We start from the raw sequence: 16,794 nt of genomic DNA, 5'->3' as shown, positions 1-16,794 counted from the left end.
GACATGTCGGGACCGGCAGATTGGCTGACGATCCGGATGGGTGCCGACCGATGACCCCGACGTATCAGGGCCGACCATTCAGCTTGTTTCGCAACCTGAATGCCAAGATCGCCTCGATCCCGATGATCCTGACCGCGCTGGTCATTTTCGTCGGCGGCACGGCGTGGACGGTGTTTTATTCCTTTACCAACTCCAAACTGCTGCCCCGCGCCAGCTTCGTCGGCTTCGACCAGTACGAGCGACTGTGGGCGACGCCGCGCTGGCTGGTGGCGGTCGAGAACCTCGCCATCTACGGCGTCTGCACGCTGGTCTTTTCACTGGTCATCGGCTTTGTGCTGGCTGCCCTGATGGACCAGAAGATCCGTTTCGAGAACACCTTCCGCACCATCTTTCTCTACCCTTTCGCGCTGTCCTTCATCGTCACCGGCCTGGCGTGGCAGTGGATCCTCAATCCAAATTTCGGCATCCAGCAGGTGGTTCGCAATCTCGGCTGGGAAAGCTTCACCTTCGACCCGCTCTACAATGCCGACATCGTCATCTACGGCATTCTGATCGCCGGGCTGTGGCAGGGCACGGGGCTGATCATGTGTCTGATGCTGGCAGGCCTGCGCGGCATCGACGGCGACATCTGGAAGGCGGCGCGCGTCGACGGCATCCCGACCTGGAAGACCTATGTCTTCATCGTCATCCCGATGATGCGGCCGGTGCTTGTGACCACGTTGGTGATCATCGCCAGCGGCATCGTCAAGGTCTACGACCTCGTTGTCGCCCAGACCAGCGGCGGCCCCGGCATCGCATCCGAAGTGCCGGCCAAATACGTCTACAACTACATGTTCCTGGCGCAGAATCTGGGGCAGGGCTTCGCCGCCTCGACAATGATGCTGCTGTCGGTCGTCATCGTCATCGTGCCCTGGGCCTATCTCGAATTCGCCAGGAGGCGCCGCCATGGCTGAGCAGCTTCTGCGCGCCGCCCCCGAACTTGCGGTGGCAAGCGCCATGCCCGCCCGCGCAAGGGCGCTGTCGGGGCCGCATGGCCCCAGGCCGCGCCGCCGCTTCTCCCGCCGCAACGTCTTCATCTACGGCACGCTGGCGCTTGTCGCCGTCTACTACCTGCTGCCGCTCTATGTGATGGTGGTGACGTCGCTGAAGGGCATGCCCGAAATCCGGCTCGGCAACATCTTCTCGCCGCCGGTCGAGATCACCTTCGAGCCATGGATCAAGGCATGGTCGACGGCCTGCACCGGCCTCAATTGCGACGGGCTGTCGCGCGGCTTCTGGAACTCGGTGATGATCACCGTGCCGTCGGTGTTCCTGTCGATATCAATCGCCTCGATCAATGGCTACGCGCTGGCCAACTGGCGCTTCAAAGGCGCCGAGGTGTTTTTCACCGTGCTCGTCGTCGGCGCCTTCATTCCCTACCAAGTGATGCTCTATCCTGTAGTCATCGTGCTGCGCGAGATCGGCCTCTATGGCTCGCTGTGGGGCCTGGTGCTGGTGCACACCATCTTCGGCATGCCGATCCTGACGCTGTTGTTCCGCAACTATTTCGCCTCGCTGCCGGAGGAGCTGTTCAAGGCGGCTCGTGTCGACGGTGCCGGCTTCTGGACGATCTATCTCAGGATCATGCTGCCGATGTCGTTGCCGATCTTCGTCGTGGCGATCATCCTGCAGGTCACCGGCATCTGGAACGATTTCCTGTTCGGCGTCGTCTACACCAAGCCCGACACCTATCCGATGACGGTCCAGCTCAACAACATCGTCAACGCCGTACAGGGCGTGAAGGAGTACAACGTCAACATGGCAGCCACCCTTCTGACCGGACTGGTTCCGCTCGTCATCTACTTCATTTCAGGCAAGCTTTTCGTCCGCGGCATCGCCGCCGGCGCGGTGAAGGGGTGAGGCGATGACGAGTGTCCAGGTCAGGGACGTTTCGCTCAGCTTCGGCGCCTATGATGTGCTCAAGGAGCTAAACCTCGACGTGCCCGAGGGCGAGTTCCTGGTGTTGCTCGGTCCCTCCGGCTGCGGCAAGTCCACGCTGCTCAACTGCATAGCCGGCCTGCTCGACGTGTCCGAAGGGCAGATCTTCATCAAGGGCAAGAACGTCACCTGGGAGGAGCCCAAGGATCGCGGCATCGGCATGGTGTTCCAGTCCTATGCGCTCTATCCGCAGATGACGGTGGAGGGAAACCTGTCCTTCGGCCTGAAGACGGCAGGCATGGCGAAGGACGAGATCGCAAGGCGTATCGCCCGCGCAGCCGAGATCCTGCAGATCGAGCCGCTGCTCCAGCGCAAGCCGGCGGCGCTGTCGGGCGGGCAGCGCCAGCGCGTGGCGATCGGCCGGGCGCTGGTACGTGATGTCGACGTGTTCCTGTTCGATGAGCCACTGTCCAATCTCGACGCCAAACTGCGCTCGGAGCTGCGCGTCGAAATCAAGCGGCTGCACCAGAAACTCGCCAACACCATGATCTACGTCACCCACGACCAGATCGAGGCGATGACGCTGGCCGACCGCATCGCCGTCATGAAGGGCGGCGTGATCCAGCAGCTCGACGCGCCGCAGGTGATCTACAACAAACCGGTCAATCGCTTCGTCGCCGGCTTCCTCGGCTCGCCCGGCATGAACTTTCTCGACGGCGAGGTTGAGGGCGATGCGCCGACATTCGTCGCGACAGACACAAAGATACCGCTCGGCCGCTACGGTTTTGGCGACGCGGCTAAGCCCGGCAAGGCGGTGTTCGGCGTGCGGCCGGAGCACATTGCCACGGGCGATGCCGCTGCTGCCATGCCCTTTCAAGTGGACGCCAGGGTCGAGCTGGTCGAACCGATGGGTTCGGACACGCTGGTCTGGACGAAGCTTGGCGGCCAGAGTTTCGCCTTCCGCGTCGAGGCCGAACGCCATCTGGCGTCGGGCGATCAGCTGCGCATCGGCTTCGATCCAGCGCGCGCCTCGCTGTTCGACGGCCAGAGCGGCAGCCGCATGTGAAATCCCCTCCCAAACAAACGGACAGAACCATGGACTGGTCATTCCAACTCTACAGCGCCCGCAACTTTCAACCCTGGCAGAATGTGCTCAAGACGCTCGGCGCCCTCGGTTACGCCCAAGTCGAGGGCTTTGGCGCCGTCTACGAAGAGCCCGCGGCGTTCCGCGCCGAGCTCGACAAGAACGGTCTGGCCATGCCGAGCGGCCATTTCGGCATCGACCTTCTGGAGCAGGATTTCGCCAAGGCGGCAGGCATCGCCAGGACGCTCGGCATGAAGCTGATCGCCTGCCCGTGGCTCGAGCCGGCGGAACGGCCTACCGACGCGGATGGCTGGCGGGCATTCGGCAGGCGTCTTGCTGCCATTGGCGCAAAGGCCAAAGAAGCAGGTTTCGACTTTGCCTGGCATAACCATGACTTCGAGTTCGTGCCGGTTGGCGGCGTGGTGCCACAACGCGTGATCCTGGAGGCCGCCCCTGAGGTCGGCTGGGAAATGGACGTCGCCTGGGTGATCCGCGGCGGATCCGACCCGCTGCACTGGATCGAGGAGTTCGGCCCGCGCATCCTGGCTGTCCACGTCAAGGACATCGCGCCTCAAGGCTTGGCGACGGATGAGGACGGCTGGTCCGACGTCGGACACGGCACGGTCGACTGGGCGGGGCTGGTGACGGCTTTGCGCAAGAACACGCCGGCGAAGTATTTTGTCATGGAACACGACAACCCGGCCGATTTCGAGCGCTTCGCAAGCCGCTCGATCGCAGCCGCCAAGACCTTCTAGGGGGAACAGCATATGGCAAGGAAACTCGGCGTCGGGGTGATCGGCTGCGGTAACATCTCGAAGACCTACTTCAAGCATGCGCCTGAATTCAAAGGCATCGAGATGCGTGCCTGCGCCGACATCAACATGGATGCGGCCAAGGCACGGGCGAAGGAATTCAAGCTGCGCGCCGAGACGGTCGAAGGGCTTTTGGCATCTGACGACATCGACATCGTCGTCAATCTGACCATTCCGGCGGTGCACTACGAGGTGTCGAGGCAGGCAATCGAAGCTGGCAAGCACGTCTATTCGGAAAAGCCATTCGTGCTGGCCATCAAGGACGGGCTCGACCTCAAGAAGCGCGCCGACAAGAAGGGCGTGCGCATCGGCTCGGCGCCCGACACCTTCCTCGGCGGCTCACATCAACTGGCGCGGCACTTGATCGACACCGGCAAGCTCGGCAGGATCACCTCGGGCACCTGCCACGTGATGAGCCATGGCATGGAGCATTGGCACCCCAACCCCGACTTCTTCTTCCAGCCGGGCGGCGGGCCGATCCTCGATCTCGGACCGTATTACATCGCCAATCTGGTCCAGTTGATCGGGCCGGTTGCCCGCGTGGCTGCACTGTCGTCGATCCCGGCGAAGGAGCGAACCATCTTGTCGAAGCCACGCGCTGGCGAGAAGATTCCGGTGACGACACCGACGACGATCCTTGCGCTGATGGAGTTCGAGAACGGCGCTGTCTTTACCTTCAATGCCAGCTGGGATGTCTGGAACAGCGGCCACGCGCCGATGGAGCTTTATGGCGAGCAGGGCACCATCCACATGCCGGACCCCAATTTCTTCGGCGGTGATCTCAGCTACACCAGGGGCGAAAAGCCTGTGAAGACGCTGCCGAAATGGGACCACCCCTTCTCGGTTGCCAACGAGAAGCATCCGCACGGCATGATGGCCAATTACCGCACGGCGGGTCTCGCCGACATGGCGCTGGCAATCATGCAGGGCAGGCCCCATCGCTGTTCGCTGGAACTCGCCAACCACGTCATCGATATCATGACCGGTATACTGAAGTCGGGCGAGACGAAGAAGTTCGTCGAGATGCAGACGACCTGCGAGCGCCCGGAGCCGCTCGGCCCGGCTGCTGCAAGGGGGCTGCTGGCTCCGTCGAAATAGGCTAAGACAGGGGAACGGCCTATCGGCCGATTCCCCTTTCCATTCGAGGACAGCATCATGACCTGGCAGCCGGCTGCGAACCGTTACGAAAACATGGTCTACAATCGCTGCGGCAAATCGGGGCTCAAACTGCCGGCGATCTCGCTCGGCCTGTGGCACAATTTCGGCGAGGACACGCCGCACAACACCAAGCGCGCCATCTGCCAGAAGGCTTTCGACCTCGGCATCACCCACTTCGACCTTGCCAACAATTATGGCCCGCCGCCCGGCTCGGCCGAGACCGCCTTCGGCGACATCCTGCGCACCGACTTTGCCGGTCTCCGCGACGAGATGATCATTTCGACCAAGGCCGGTTACGACATGTGGCCCGGTCCCTACGGCGAGTGGGGCAGCCGCAAATATGTGTTGGCGAGTCTCGACCAGAGCCTGAAGCGCATGGGTCTCGACTATGTCGACATCTTCTATTCGCACCGCTTCGACCCGGACACCCCGCTCGAAGAGACGATGGGTGCGCTCGACCATGCCGTGCGCTCCGGCAAGGCGCTTTATGCCGGCATCTCCTCATACAATGCCCAGCGCACCCGTGAGGCGGCCGACATCCTGCGCCAGCTCGGTACGCCCTGCCTGATCCACCAGCCGAGCTATTCGCTGATCAACCGCTGGGTCGAGGATGACGGCCTGCTCGACGCGCTCGACGGGTTGGGCATCGGTTCGATCGTGTTCTCGCCGCTGGCACAGGGCATGCTGACCGGCAAATATCTCGGCGGCGTGCCGGAAGGCAGCCGCGCATCGCAGGGCAAGTCGCTGCGCCCGGCCTTCCTCAACGACAAGAACCTCGCCAACATCCGTGCGCTGAACGGTATTGCCGAACGCCGCGGCCAGACGCTGGCGCAGATGGCGCTGGCCTGGGTGCTGCGTGGCGGCCGCGTCACTTCGGCACTGATCGGCGCCAGCCGTCCTGAGCAGGTCGAGGATTGTGTCGGCGCGCTGAAGAACGCAATCTTCACCGATGCGGAACTGGCCGAGATCGACACCTATGCCCGCGAGGCCGACATCAACCTGTGGGCCCGCTCGTCCGAGCGCGAAGGGCCGGCGCGGCAGAAGAAATAAGCTGGTGCTCTGAAGGTTCGAAACATGCAGGCGGCGGGCGTTCCCGCCGTTTGCTTTTGGGGCAGATTGTCTTTGCCGGCCGGACGCGCTAGCAAAACCCGTGTCCAGTCGCCATCTTAGGCGGTGGATTGTTCCGTCCGGGCATCGGCCCGGCCGAGGAAGGTGAAAGCGGAAAGATGGCGGCGCGGGTTACGCTGACGAAGAACCAGCAGAAGGTTCTGGAGAAACTCGAAGTGGCGACCGGACCGCTCAGCGCCTACACGCTGCTCGACCAGTTGCGCGACGAGGGTTTTCGCGCGCCGCTGCAGGTCTATCGCGCCCTTGAAGCGCTGATGAAGGACGGGTTCGTCCATCGCCTCGAAAGCCTGAATGCCTTCGTCGCCTGCTCCGAGCCGCACGACCACAGCCATCACAACCACCGCATGACGGCCTTTGCCATCTGCGACACCTGTGGCCAGGTGACCGAGATCTCGGACGAGACGATCGGCAAGCAGCTCGATCACTGGGTTGGATCGACCGGCTTCGTCGCCAAGAAGGCAGTAATCGAGTTCCGCGGCACTTGCGCCAAATGTGCTGCGATCGCCGCCTGAACCAGCTTAGCGTGCCGTCGCAAACGCGAACCAGACGGCCACGGCCGCCAGCAGCGCCGACAGGAACTTTCGCGCGACCTTCTCAATCCGTGGGTTGTTGAGCAAGGGCTCGAGCGTCCCTGCCAGTGCCACGATCAATGCATGGATGATGGTCGCGACCGCGACATAGATGGCGGTCAGCGTGAGCGTCTGCGACAGCACCGGCTTGTCGGCGATGATGAAGGTCGGCAGCACAGCGACATAGAACACCGCCGCCTTCGGGTTCAGAAGGTTGGTTACCAGCCCGCGGGTGAAATAGCGCCGGTCGGCATCGTTGCCTTCGGATACCACGTCGCCCGGACCGCGCCAGCCTTCATAGGCGAGAAAGAGCAGGAACAATACGCCGGCCCAGCGCAGGCCCTCGTAGAGCAGGTGCGATGACTGGATCAATTCGGTGACGCCAAGTGCCGCGACCACGCCGATGGTGGCGAGACCGAGCGCGATGCCGGCCACCGTGGCGAAGCCGGCGCGGCGGCCTTCGCCAGCCGACACCAGTGCCAGATAGGTCATGTTTGGCCCCGGTGTCAGCTCGATGATGACAGAGGTCAGGGAAAAGGAAAGCAGCGTCGGCAGGTCAGATGCCGCCGCGAACTCCATCTCAGTGCGCTTCGTCCCAGCTGTCGGCGGCGTTGGCGTCGACATGCAGCGGCACCGACATCGACGCGGCCGGCATGGCCGCGTTCTCCATCACGTGCCGAACTACAGGGATCGTCGCTGCGACCTCATTCTCGACAGTTTCGAAGATCAGTTCATCGTGTACCTGGAGCAGCATGCGCGCCGACAGCTTGGCCGCGATCAGTGCGTCGTCCATGCGGATCATCGCCCGGCGGATGATGTCGGCTGCGGTGCCTTGCAGGCGGGCGTTGATCGAGGCGCGTTCATTGAAGGCGCGTACCGACGGGTTCGACGAGCGGATTTCGGGATAGTGGATGCGGCGGCCGAAGATGGTCTCGACATAGCCGTTGTCACGGCAGAACGCCTTGGTCTCGTCCATATAGGCGCGGATGCCGGGGAAGCGCTCGAAATACTTCTTGATGTAGTCGGACGCTTCCTCGCGCGGGATCGACAGCTGATTGGCGAGGCCGAAGGCCGAGATGCCGTAGATGATGCCGAAGTTGATTGCCTTGGCGCGGCGGCGCACTTCCGACGGCATGCCCTCGACCGGCACCGAGAACATTTCGGATGCCGTCATGGCATGGATGTCGACGCCGTCGGCGAAAGCCTGCTTGAGCTGGGCAATGTCGGCGACATGGGCGAGCACGCGCAGCTCGATCTGGCTGTAGTCGGCCGAGATCAGCTTGTTGCCCTTGTCGGCGATGAAGGCGGTGCGGATCTTGCGGCCTTCGGCGGTGCGGATCGGAATGTTCTGCAGGTTAGGATCCGACGACGACAGCCGGCCGGTGGTGGTGGCGGCCAGCGCGTAGGAGGTGTGGACGCGTTTGGTCTCGGGGTTGATGAAACCGGGCAGGGCGTCGGTATAGGTCGATTTCAGCTTGGTCAGCTGGCGCCAATCAACGATCTTGCGCGGCAGCTCGTGGCCTTCGGCGGCGAGATCCTCGAGCACCTGCGCCGAGGTCGACCACTGGCCGGTCTTGGTCTTGGTGCCGCCGGGCAGGCCCATGCGGCCGAACAGGATGTCGCCGAGCTGCTTGGGCGATCCGATGTTGAAGCGCTCGCCGGCAAGCGTGTTGATCTCGTCTTCAAGCCGCGCGGCACCCTGGGCGAGCTCGCCCGACAGCCGCGACAGGATCTGCCTGTCGACCGAGATGCCGCGCTGCTCCATCTCGGCCAACACCGGCACCAGCGGGCGCTCCAGCCGCTCGTAGACCGAGGTCAGCCCCTTGGCGGCGAGGCGTGGCTTCAGCACGCGCCACAAGCGCAGTGTCACGTCGGCATCCTCGGCGGCATAGGCGGTCGCCTTGTCGATGTCGACCTGGCCGAAGCCGACGAAGTTCTTTCCCGAGCCGGCGATGTCCTTGAAGGCGATCGGCGTGTGGCCGAGCCATTTTTCCGACAGCGGGTCCATGCCGTGGCCGCCATTGGTGCCGCCGTCGAGCACGTAGGACAACAGCATCGTGTCGTCGAACGGACTGATGTCGACGCCGTGGCGGTTCATCACCACCAGGTCGTATTTCAGGTTCTGCGCGATCTTCAGCACCGAACCGTCTTCGAGTAGCGGCTTGAGGGTGGCTAGGGCGTCGCGCACCGGAATCTGGTTCTCGACCAGGCCACCGCCGAGCAGGTCGCCGCGTCCGCTCTTATGGGCGAGCGGCACATAGGCGGCGCGTCCCGGTGCGGTGGCGAAAGAAATGCCGACGAGCTCGGCCTGCATCGGATCGAGCGAGCTGGTCTCGGTGTCGAATGCCATGACGCCGGCCTCGGTCGCTTCAGCCACCCAGGCCTTCAGTGTCGCGAGGTCACGGATCGTGACATAGGCGGCGTGGTCGAATTTTTCCGAGACTGCGGCTGCAGCGATCTTGTTGGCGAGGTCGGTAGGCGTGTCGAGCGCGGTGCCGCCGTCGGCAGGGGCGGACGGGGGCACTGCGGCGGAGATGCTGCCGCCGTTCGCACGCGCGGCGGGACCTGCGGCGGGTGCCGCTGCAGGTGTTGCGCCCGCTCCGACGTCCGGTCCATGCGCGTCGGCGCCCCATTGCACTGATACCGGCACGGCCTCGATCTCGCCCGCCTCGGTGCCCGTGGCCTCAGCGACGCGGCGCGTCAGCGACGTGAATTCCATGGTCTTGAGGAAGCCGATCAGCTTCGGCCCGTTGGGCGGCTGCAGCACGAAATCTTCGAGCCCGTCGGTCACCGGCACATCGATCTTGAGCCGCACCAGCTCGCGCGAAATGCGCGCCTTTTCGGTGTTGTCGATGATCGACTGGCGGCGCTTGTCTTGCTTGATCTCGGAGGCACGGGCGAGAAGCGTGTCGAGGTCGCCGAACTGTTCGAGCAATTGTGCTGCCGTCTTTGGGCCGATGCCGGGAACGCCCGGCACGTTGTCGACCGAGTCGCCGGTCAGCGCCTGCAGGTCGATCATCTTCTCCGGTGGCACGCCCCACTTCTCGATGACCTCGGGGATGTTGATCTGGCGATCCTTCATCGGGTCGTACATCGACACGCTGGGACCGACGAGCTGCATCAGGTCCTTGTCGGAGGAGACGATTGTGGTGTCGCCGCCGGCCTCGCAGGCAAGCCTGGCGTAGGTTGCGATCAGGTCGTCGGCCTCGAAACCCTCCATCTCGATGCAGGGCAGCTCGAAAGCTTTGGTCGCCTGGCGGATCAGGCCGAATTGCGGGATCAGGTCTTCCGGCGGCGCCGAGCGGTTGGCCTTGTATTCAGGATAGAGCTCGTTGCGGAAGGTCTTGGAGGAATAGTCGAAGATGACGGCGAAATGGGTCGGCACCACGCCGGCTTCGGTGTTGCGCGCGTCGAGCATCAGCTTCCACAACATGTTGCAGAAACCGGACACCGCGCCGACCGGCAGGCCGTCTGACTTACGGGTCAGCGGCGGCAGCGCGTGATAGGCGCGGAAGATGTAGCCGGAGCCGTCGACTAGGAAGAGATGATCGCCTATTTTCATGGCGATACGGGTAGCTTGGCACAGCGCGGCTGTCCATGGTCAAGCGGGCTTTGCCGCCGTCTACTGACAAGTCGTTGACACCATCTGTTGCGGGTCGTCACGTCGACACCGACAAGGTGGCGGCTGACGCGCTGCGACCGGCAACATTCAAGCGCCGGAGGGCGATCTTGGCGCCTCTTATTGCGGCGCAAAACGCTTTGAGACGGTCTCGGCGCTCTCGCTATAGTCGGTAAAGCCAATGCCTCCGTAATAAGCCTGGCCGCCGGTGTTTTCCTTGCGGATGGTTGCGTCGATGAAGCTGACACCCGCATTTTTCGCAGCTTCCACCGTGTTGGCGAACAACGCCCTTCCGGCGCCCCGCTTGTGCGCGTGCGGATCGACGAAGGTTGCAATGACGCCCCAGTCGGGGGGCAGCCGATCGCCCGGCCAGTCTGGGTCGGACCAGTCGAGCGACTGGAACCCCAGCACCTGCTCGCCCTCCAGCGCCACGAAGCAGCTGATTCCGAGTTTCGGCGAGATGAAGTAGTCGATGATGCGCTGGTCATCGAACTTCTCGCGATGCGCCGTGGTTCCGCCGATGTCGATGATTTCGTTCAGGATTCGGGCCATGGCGCTGGCGTCTTGAGGCAGGGCGGCTCGGACATGCACGGGCATGGACTGTTCATTCCGGAGTTGGATTGGCTGATTTGCCCAAGACTAGGCGGCCAGCATCCTTGTGCAAAGGGGCGCGGCCTCGGCAACTGACATTGGCCGCCAGCCCAGACCGTGTCCATGTCAGGAGGCTGGCATCGCCATGTCGTCGGACTGGCCATGGGCGGCCTGGCGCTGCTTGATCTTGTGCCCGATCGCCACGATAGCCGCGATCGCCGGCTGGAACTCGGTGCCGAGGTCGGTCAGCCCGTATTCCACCGAGGGCGGCGACGTCGGCATCACGCGGCGCCACAAAACGCCTTTGGCCTCGAGATCGCGCAGCCGTCCGGTCAGCACCTTTGCCGAAATAGCTGGGATGTCGTGGCGCAGCTCGCCGAAGCGGCGCGGGCCGGCGCTGAGGTACCAGATGATGTTGGGTGTCCAGGCGCCGCCGAGCAGCGACATGCATTCGCTGAGCGGACAGGCCTCGGGCGGCTCGGGAGCGCGGTTTCTGCGAAGTTTCAGCGCCATGGCTCGAGCACCTCAGTAATCGTCGGGTTACTGCGGCGAAACTGCCGTTACCGCCTGGATACCCGATAATGAAGATCACCTCAAGTTACCTGGTATCCAGAGGTAACGATTATCTGTTAGCCCTTCGCCTGCAAACATGACCTTAACGTTTCAGGCGCAAGGAAACCTCACTTGAAGCTCTATTACACACCCGGATTCTGCTCGCTTTCACCGCACATCGTGCTGCACGAACTGGGCGGGCAGTTCGACGTCGAGCGTGTCGACGTCGAGACCAAGACGACCGAAACTGGGGCGGATTTCCGCGCCATCAACCCCAAGGGCTATGTGCCGGCGCTTCGGCTCGGCGATGGCGAGGTGCTGACTGAGGGCGCAGCGATTGTCCAGTATCTCGCCGACAGCAACGGCGCGCGGCGCCTGGCGCCGGAGCCGGGCACGCTTGCCCGTGCGAGGCTGCAGGAGCAGCTGAACTTCATCGCATCCGAACTGCACAAGGCATTCGGGCCGCTGTTTCACGGAGCCACGGGCGAAGCCAAGGACGCGGCGGAAGCGAATGTCGGCAATCGCCTCGACCATATGGAAAGGCAGTTCGCCGATGGCCGTGCCTACCTGCTCGGCGACCATTTCTCGGTTGCCGATGCCTATCTGTTTGTCGTCGCCAGATGGACCGGCCCAACAGGGATCGGCCTTGCACGCTGGCCACGCCTGTCGGCCTTCGTCGAGCGCGTGCATCAGCGCCCGTCCGTCGTTGCCGCGATGGCCGCCGAGGGCCTGGCATGACCGCCGCCGACCACGCCACGGCCTATGCCGAAGTCGCCGATGCGCTCACGGATTATTTCGACGGGCTCTACTTCAGCGACACCAAGCGGCTGACGAGGATTTTCCACCAACAGGCGATCTACGCCTGCGCGACGGAAGGCGAGCTGCTGCGGCTGACCATGGACGAGTATTTCCCCATCGTCGACAAGCGGCCTCGCCGGCGACCCGGTCGGAGGTGCGCACTGATCGCATCGTGTCGATCGAGTTCGCCGGTCCGGTGACGGCCTTCGCCAAGCTCAACTGCGCCATCGGGCGCAAGCATTTCACCGACTTCCTGACGCTGGTGAAGCTCGATGGCCGCTGGCAGATCATGTCAAAGGTTTTTCACTTCGACCTGCAGTCCTAGTGAGCCGCCGGGAACGGGAGCAGAAGAATGCCCTACGTCAATATCAAGATTACCCGTGAAGGCGTGACGCCGGAGCAGAAAGCCGCCTTGATCAAGGGCACAACCGATCTTCTCGTCGACGTTCTCGACAAGGATCCGACGACGACGTTCGTGGTAATAAATGAAGTCGATTTGGAGGATTGGGGCGTCGGCGGAATGCCTGTCGAACAGTACCGTCGCGCGCGCGGCAAGGGCTGAGCAGGGCTGCGGTCCGATCACGCGCATGTTACAAAAGTGTAATCTTCGTGCCCTTGAATCGCCACGTTCAAAGGAACAAATGTAGGGCATCGGCAGTTTTTGCCGAAGTCCGGTCTCAGGCCCGTCCCCCGCCTATCCGGACCCTGCGGCAGCCTCATCCCCCTCTCCGGGCTGCCGCACCGTTTAAGAATGTGCCGCCGTGGCTCCCCCCTCCACCACGGCGGCACTTTTTTGTCCGCTTGCCAGAGAGCTTTCGCAGCGTTGACCGCTGGCCCAATCCTGCCGCCTTTTCGTTTTCACATCGGCCCACTAGGTTGCGCGCCAGAAGAATCGAAAGGCACCCCAATGTCCGTTGTCGCACCCGTTCTCGATCGCCTCGACAAGAATCTCGACCAGAGCCTGGAGCGCCTGTTCGAGTTGCTCCGTCTCAAGTCGATCTCCACCGACCCGGCCTTTGCAGGCGACTGCCGCAAGGCCGCCGAATGGCTGGTCGCCGACCTCAAGACCATCGGCTTCGACGCCAGCGTGCGCGACACGCCAGGTCATCCGATGGTGGTCGCCCATCACGACGGCCCCGCCGGCTCGCCGCATGTACTGTTCTACGGCCACTACGACGTGCAGCCGGTCGACCCACTTAACCTCTGGGAAGACGATCCCTTCGATCCCAAGATCAAGGAGATCGCCGGCGGCATCAAGGTCATCACCGGCCGCGGCTCGTCCGACGACAAGGGACAGCTGATGCTGTTCGTCGAGGCCTGCCGCGCCTGGAAGGAAGTGCATGGCGGCCTGCCATGCAGGATTACGCTGCTGTTCGAGGGTGAGGAGGAGTCCGGTTCGCCGTCGCTGAAGCCATTCCTCGAGGCCAATGCCGAGGAGTTGAAGGCCGATTTCGCCATGGTCTGCGACACTGGCATGTGGGACCGCCAGACGCCCGCCATCTGCGTCGGCCTGCGCGGCCTCGTCGGTGAGGAGGTGATCGTCAAGGCCGCCGACCGCGACCTGCATTCGGGTGAATATGGCGGTGCCGCCGCCAATCCGGTGCGCATCCTGTCCAAGGTGCTGGCAGCCATCCATGACGAAAATGGCAGCGTCACCATTCCCGGCTTCTATGACGGCGTCGAGGAGACGCCCTCGCAGGTGTTGAAGTCGTGGGAAACGCTCGGCGAGACGGCGGAAAACTTCCTCGGCGAGATCGGTCTGTCGATCCCTTCGGGCGAGAAGGGCCGGTCGATCCTCGAACTGGTCTGGGCCCGCCCGACCGCCGAGTTCAACGGCATATCAGGCGGCTACACCGGCAAGGGCTTCAAGACGGTCATCGCCGCCGAAGCGTCGGCCAAGGTGTCGTTCCGCCTCGTGCACAAGCAGAACCCCGACAAGATCCGTGCCGCCTTCCGCGACTTCGTGAAGGCGCGCATTCCGGCCGATTGCAGCGTCGAGTTCCACGAGCATGGCGCCGGGCCGGCGATCCAGCTGTCCTACGACTCGCCGTTCCTGGCAAAGGCCAAGGATGCGCTGTCGGACGAGTGGCCCAAGCCGGCCGTAATGCTCGCCATGGGTGGCTCGATCCCGATCGTCGGCGACTTCCAGAGCTTCCTTGGCATGGAGTCGCTGCTCGTCGGTTTCGCTTTGCCTGACGACCGCATCCACTCGCCGAACGAGAAATACGATCTGGCCTCGTTCCACAAGGGCCAGCGCTCCTGGGCGCGTATTCTCGAGGCGCTGACGCGCAAGTGAGCCAGAAACCGAGGTTTCTATTGATTTTTCCTCCGATCGCGGCAACTGAGTTGCCAAGCCGCGATCGGAGACACGCATGACCATCCGCTTTCACAAGCACGACCTTCCCGACCTCCAGCACTACGACGTCGATGCCGTTGCCATCGACACCGAGACGCTGGGGCTGAACCCGCATCGCGACCGCCTTTGCGTCGTCCAGATTTCGCCGGGCGATGGCACCGCCGACGTCATCCAGATCGCGCCGGGCCAGAAGAAGGCGCCGAACCTCACCGCGCTTCTGAAGAACCGCAAGGTGACCAAGCTGTTCCATTTCGGCCGCTTCGACATCGCCGTGCTCTACAACGCCTTCGGCGTGATGACCGAGCCGGTGTTCTGCACCAAGATCGCCTCGCGCCTGGTCCGCACCTACACCGACCGGCACGGCCTGAAGGACATCTGCAACGAGCTTTTGGGCGTGTCGCTGTCCAAGCAGCAGCAGTCGTCGGACTGGGCGGCAGAGACGCTGTCGCCGGAGCAGCTCGAATACGCCGCCTCCGATGTGCTCTACCTGCACCGGCTGCGCGACGTGCTCGCCGCTAGGCTGGAGCGCGATGGCCGCAGCAGGGAAGCCGAGGCCTGCTTCCGCTTCCTGCCCACCCGCGCCAAACTCGACCTGATGGGCTGGGACGAAGAAGACATCTTCGCCCATAGCTGAGTTCTAAGCGCTTGATATCGTGAAAGATCCGTCCGACTGTAGCTGCAGGCGGTCGGACTGGGTGGCGACGTTTAGCCCCGCCTAGGGAACAACAGCCTGCCTGAGCCGTTTGGATGCGTACCAGATGAAAGGACGCATACGAATGGCTTCCACCCGTGAAGAAATCCAGGCCGACCTCGAAGAACAGGTTTCCCAGCTGACCAAGCAGGTCGCTTCGCTGACCAAGTCGATGTCCAAGCGCGGCTCCGCAGCCCTTGCCGACAGCCGTGAAAGCGCTTCAGAGCTTTACGAAGGTTTGTACGACCGCTTCACCGATGCCTTGCCGGCGATGCGCAAGCAGGCGCGCGTGGCGAAGAAAACCGCCCAGGACAATCCGATGACGACAGCACTTGTCGGCGTCGCGGTCTTCGGCCTTGTCGCTGCCCTGCTCAGCCGTCGCTGACTTTTGCCGCCGCGTGGCTTTACCGGGCCGCGCGGTCGTCTATCGTTGGCCAGCAATCCGCCAGCAGCAATCCGAGAGACCCAGATGAGCGCCAAACTGCCGATCGCTTCCGCACCTACCGATGGCTCCAAGGTCACGGTCTACTGGACCGACCGCGACGGCCAGGAAAATGAATCGGTTGCGCAGTACCGGTCGCTGGACCGCCTGAAGGCATCAGGCGGGCAATGGGACGACAGCGACACCGGCTGGTGGGCCTATGTCGACAGCGACACCCAGAAACGCATCAGCCCGCACTCCTGGGCCAAATCAGGCGGCAGCGACGAAGACGACGAATAGGCGTATGATCGGTTCTGCCAGCCAGGGAGCATAGCCATGGCCGAAAAAACCGATCGCAAGGAACATGAGTTCATGGTGGCGGCCGTGGAGGCTGCCAAGGACGACACGCTGGACGGCGTCGCCGTGACGCTCGTCGATGCCCGCGGCGGCCGTGTCCGCCTTCACATGGCCACAGACATCGCCGAGATGCTGCGCGAGCGGGTCTCAGCTGCCCTCAACAAGACGACCGGACCATAGAAGCGGCCGCCACTGCCGCCGACCTCCAAACTGCTTCCGATGCAGGTCCAACGCCACGTTGGGGGTCATCATCTCCGCGCCGACGCCCTGTCCTGCTACCGATTAGAGGCAGCGTAAAAAATCTCAAATCTCTTTTGAACCATTTCGCCCTTGGCTGCGACCCAGTCTCGTGAGGTGGGAAAATTCATTTCAAAGGAGAGAACCATGAGTGTATTCCGCAACATCATTCTGGCCGTCGTCGCCGCTTCGGCGGTGACCGCGTGCCAGTCGACAGAGATCCGCCGTTGCGAATGGAAGCCGAAGGATCCGCGCTACCTGCAGAGCAGCAATTGCTGCGACAAGAACGATCCCTCGAGCCCCTGTTACAAGGGCAGCGACCGCCCCGACAAGCCGAACGATCCGCGTCCTGACCCGATCCCGCAGTGACATGGACCGACCGCCAAACCGCCGCCCGCAAGGACGGCGGTTTTGCTGTTTCGGTCACCCCTATCCACAGCGCGGCCGTTGCGCCTTGCCCACAGGTCGGCAGCTCCGGTTGTTTAAGGCCTCCTTAAATCGCCG

The 16,794-nt window shown here is 63.1% G+C and carries 19 protein-coding genes and 1 pseudogene; 16 read left to right on the top strand and 4 right to left on the bottom strand.

The window, feature by feature from the left end:
* The first annotated feature begins 50 nt into the window (after positions 1-50).
* From H5P29_RS01805 to H5P29_RS01775, 7 genes are all read left to right on the top strand, one after another.
* On the top strand, positions 51-953 hold the full coding sequence (locus H5P29_RS01805) for a carbohydrate ABC transporter permease (protein WP_154384542.1): 903 nt from the start codon (positions 51-53) through the stop codon (positions 951-953).
* A gap of 43 nt (positions 954-996) precedes the next feature.
* Positions 997-1,899 carry a carbohydrate ABC transporter permease gene (locus H5P29_RS01800; RefSeq protein WP_154384722.1) on the top strand — a complete coding sequence of 301 codons (903 nt, stop codon included), beginning with the start codon at positions 997-999 and terminating at the stop codon, positions 1,897-1,899.
* Positions 1,900-1,903: 4 nt separating this feature from the next.
* A complete protein-coding gene (locus H5P29_RS01795) occupies positions 1,904-2,983 on the top strand; it encodes an ABC transporter ATP-binding protein (RefSeq protein WP_154384543.1) in 1,080 nt (359 codons plus the stop codon).
* Positions 2,984-3,012: 29 nt separating this feature from the next.
* On the top strand, positions 3,013-3,756 hold the full coding sequence (locus tag H5P29_RS01790) for a sugar phosphate isomerase/epimerase (RefSeq protein WP_154384544.1): 744 nt from the start codon (positions 3,013-3,015) through the stop codon (positions 3,754-3,756).
* Positions 3,757-3,768: 12 nt separating this feature from the next.
* Entirely contained in the window at positions 3,769-4,911 is a 1,143-nt protein-coding gene (locus H5P29_RS01785; RefSeq protein WP_154384545.1) for a Gfo/Idh/MocA family protein, read from the top strand.
* A 57-nt stretch (positions 4,912-4,968) separates the two neighbouring features.
* On the top strand, positions 4,969-6,021 hold the full coding sequence (gene mgrA, locus H5P29_RS01780) for an L-glyceraldehyde 3-phosphate reductase (RefSeq protein WP_154384546.1): 1,053 nt from the start codon (positions 4,969-4,971) through the stop codon (positions 6,019-6,021).
* Between the two features lie 176 nt (positions 6,022-6,197).
* Positions 6,198-6,611, top strand: coding sequence for a Fur family transcriptional regulator (locus H5P29_RS01775; RefSeq protein ID WP_115733516.1), 414 nt, complete (start codon positions 6,198-6,200; stop codon positions 6,609-6,611).
* A 6-nt stretch (positions 6,612-6,617) separates the two neighbouring features.
* Here H5P29_RS01775 and H5P29_RS01770 read toward each other — a convergent pair whose 3' ends face one another.
* From H5P29_RS01770 to H5P29_RS01755, 4 genes are all read right to left on the bottom strand, one after another.
* Positions 6,618-7,247 (bottom strand): LysE family translocator, encoded by a 630-nt coding sequence (locus H5P29_RS01770; protein WP_154384723.1) that lies wholly within the window; start codon positions 7,245-7,247, stop codon positions 6,618-6,620.
* A gap of 1 nt (position 7,248) precedes the next feature.
* Positions 7,249-10,230, bottom strand: a complete 2,982-nt coding sequence (gene polA, locus H5P29_RS01765; RefSeq protein WP_154384547.1) for a DNA polymerase I — start codon at positions 10,228-10,230, stop codon at positions 7,249-7,251.
* Between the two features lie 177 nt (positions 10,231-10,407).
* Positions 10,408-10,839 carry a GNAT family N-acetyltransferase gene (locus tag H5P29_RS01760; protein WP_185910227.1) on the bottom strand — a complete coding sequence of 144 codons (432 nt, stop codon included), beginning with the start codon at positions 10,837-10,839 and terminating at the stop codon, positions 10,408-10,410.
* A gap of 165 nt (positions 10,840-11,004) precedes the next feature.
* Positions 11,005-11,391: a helix-turn-helix domain-containing protein gene (locus H5P29_RS01755; protein ID WP_154384549.1), complete on the bottom strand. Its 387-nt coding sequence runs from the start codon at positions 11,389-11,391 to the stop codon at positions 11,005-11,007.
* A 171-nt stretch (positions 11,392-11,562) separates the two neighbouring features.
* Here H5P29_RS01755 and gstA point away from each other — a divergent pair, with 171 nt between their 5' ends.
* The 9 genes and pseudogenes from gstA (at position 11,563) to H5P29_RS01710 (ending at position 16,659) form a co-directional block, all read left to right on the top strand.
* Positions 11,563-12,168, top strand: a complete 606-nt coding sequence (gstA, locus tag H5P29_RS01750; RefSeq protein ID WP_154384550.1) for a glutathione transferase GstA — start codon at positions 11,563-11,565, stop codon at positions 12,166-12,168.
* Positions 12,051-12,553, top strand: a pseudogene (locus H5P29_RS32890) (nuclear transport factor 2 family protein). Before gstA ends, H5P29_RS32890 begins: the two are co-directional and overlap by 118 nt.
* Before the next feature lie 27 nt (positions 12,554-12,580).
* Positions 12,581-12,790, top strand: coding sequence for a 4-oxalocrotonate tautomerase family protein (locus tag H5P29_RS01740; protein WP_154384551.1), 210 nt, complete (start codon positions 12,581-12,583; stop codon positions 12,788-12,790).
* A 345-nt stretch (positions 12,791-13,135) separates the two neighbouring features.
* Positions 13,136-14,524, top strand: a complete 1,389-nt coding sequence (locus tag H5P29_RS01735; RefSeq protein WP_154384552.1) for a M20/M25/M40 family metallo-hydrolase — start codon at positions 13,136-13,138, stop codon at positions 14,522-14,524.
* Positions 14,525-14,600: 76 nt separating this feature from the next.
* Complete coding sequence (locus H5P29_RS01730) at positions 14,601-15,218, top strand: ribonuclease D (protein ID WP_154384553.1); 618 nt, start codon at positions 14,601-14,603, stop codon at positions 15,216-15,218.
* A 142-nt stretch (positions 15,219-15,360) separates the two neighbouring features.
* Positions 15,361-15,660: a hypothetical protein gene (locus H5P29_RS01725; RefSeq protein ID WP_154384554.1), complete on the top strand. Its 300-nt coding sequence runs from the start codon at positions 15,361-15,363 to the stop codon at positions 15,658-15,660.
* An 84-nt stretch (positions 15,661-15,744) separates the two neighbouring features.
* Complete coding sequence (locus tag H5P29_RS01720; protein WP_067954926.1) at positions 15,745-15,996, top strand: hypothetical protein; 252 nt, start codon at positions 15,745-15,747, stop codon at positions 15,994-15,996.
* Between the two features lie 36 nt (positions 15,997-16,032).
* Positions 16,033-16,233 carry a hypothetical protein gene (locus H5P29_RS01715; protein ID WP_154384555.1) on the top strand — a complete coding sequence of 67 codons (201 nt, stop codon included), beginning with the start codon at positions 16,033-16,035 and terminating at the stop codon, positions 16,231-16,233.
* Between the two features lie 204 nt (positions 16,234-16,437).
* Positions 16,438-16,659, top strand: a complete 222-nt coding sequence (locus H5P29_RS01710) for a hypothetical protein (protein WP_067954921.1) — start codon at positions 16,438-16,440, stop codon at positions 16,657-16,659.
* Positions 16,660-16,794 lie beyond the last annotated feature (135 nt).

Origin of the sequence: Aminobacter sp. MDW-2 (assembly GCF_014250155.1) — a bacterium.
GTDB classification, from domain to species: domain Bacteria; phylum Pseudomonadota; class Alphaproteobacteria; order Rhizobiales; family Rhizobiaceae; genus Aminobacter; species Aminobacter ciceronei.
Note: the sequence above shows the minus strand (reverse complement) of the source record. Positions and strands in the feature narration are given on the sequence as shown.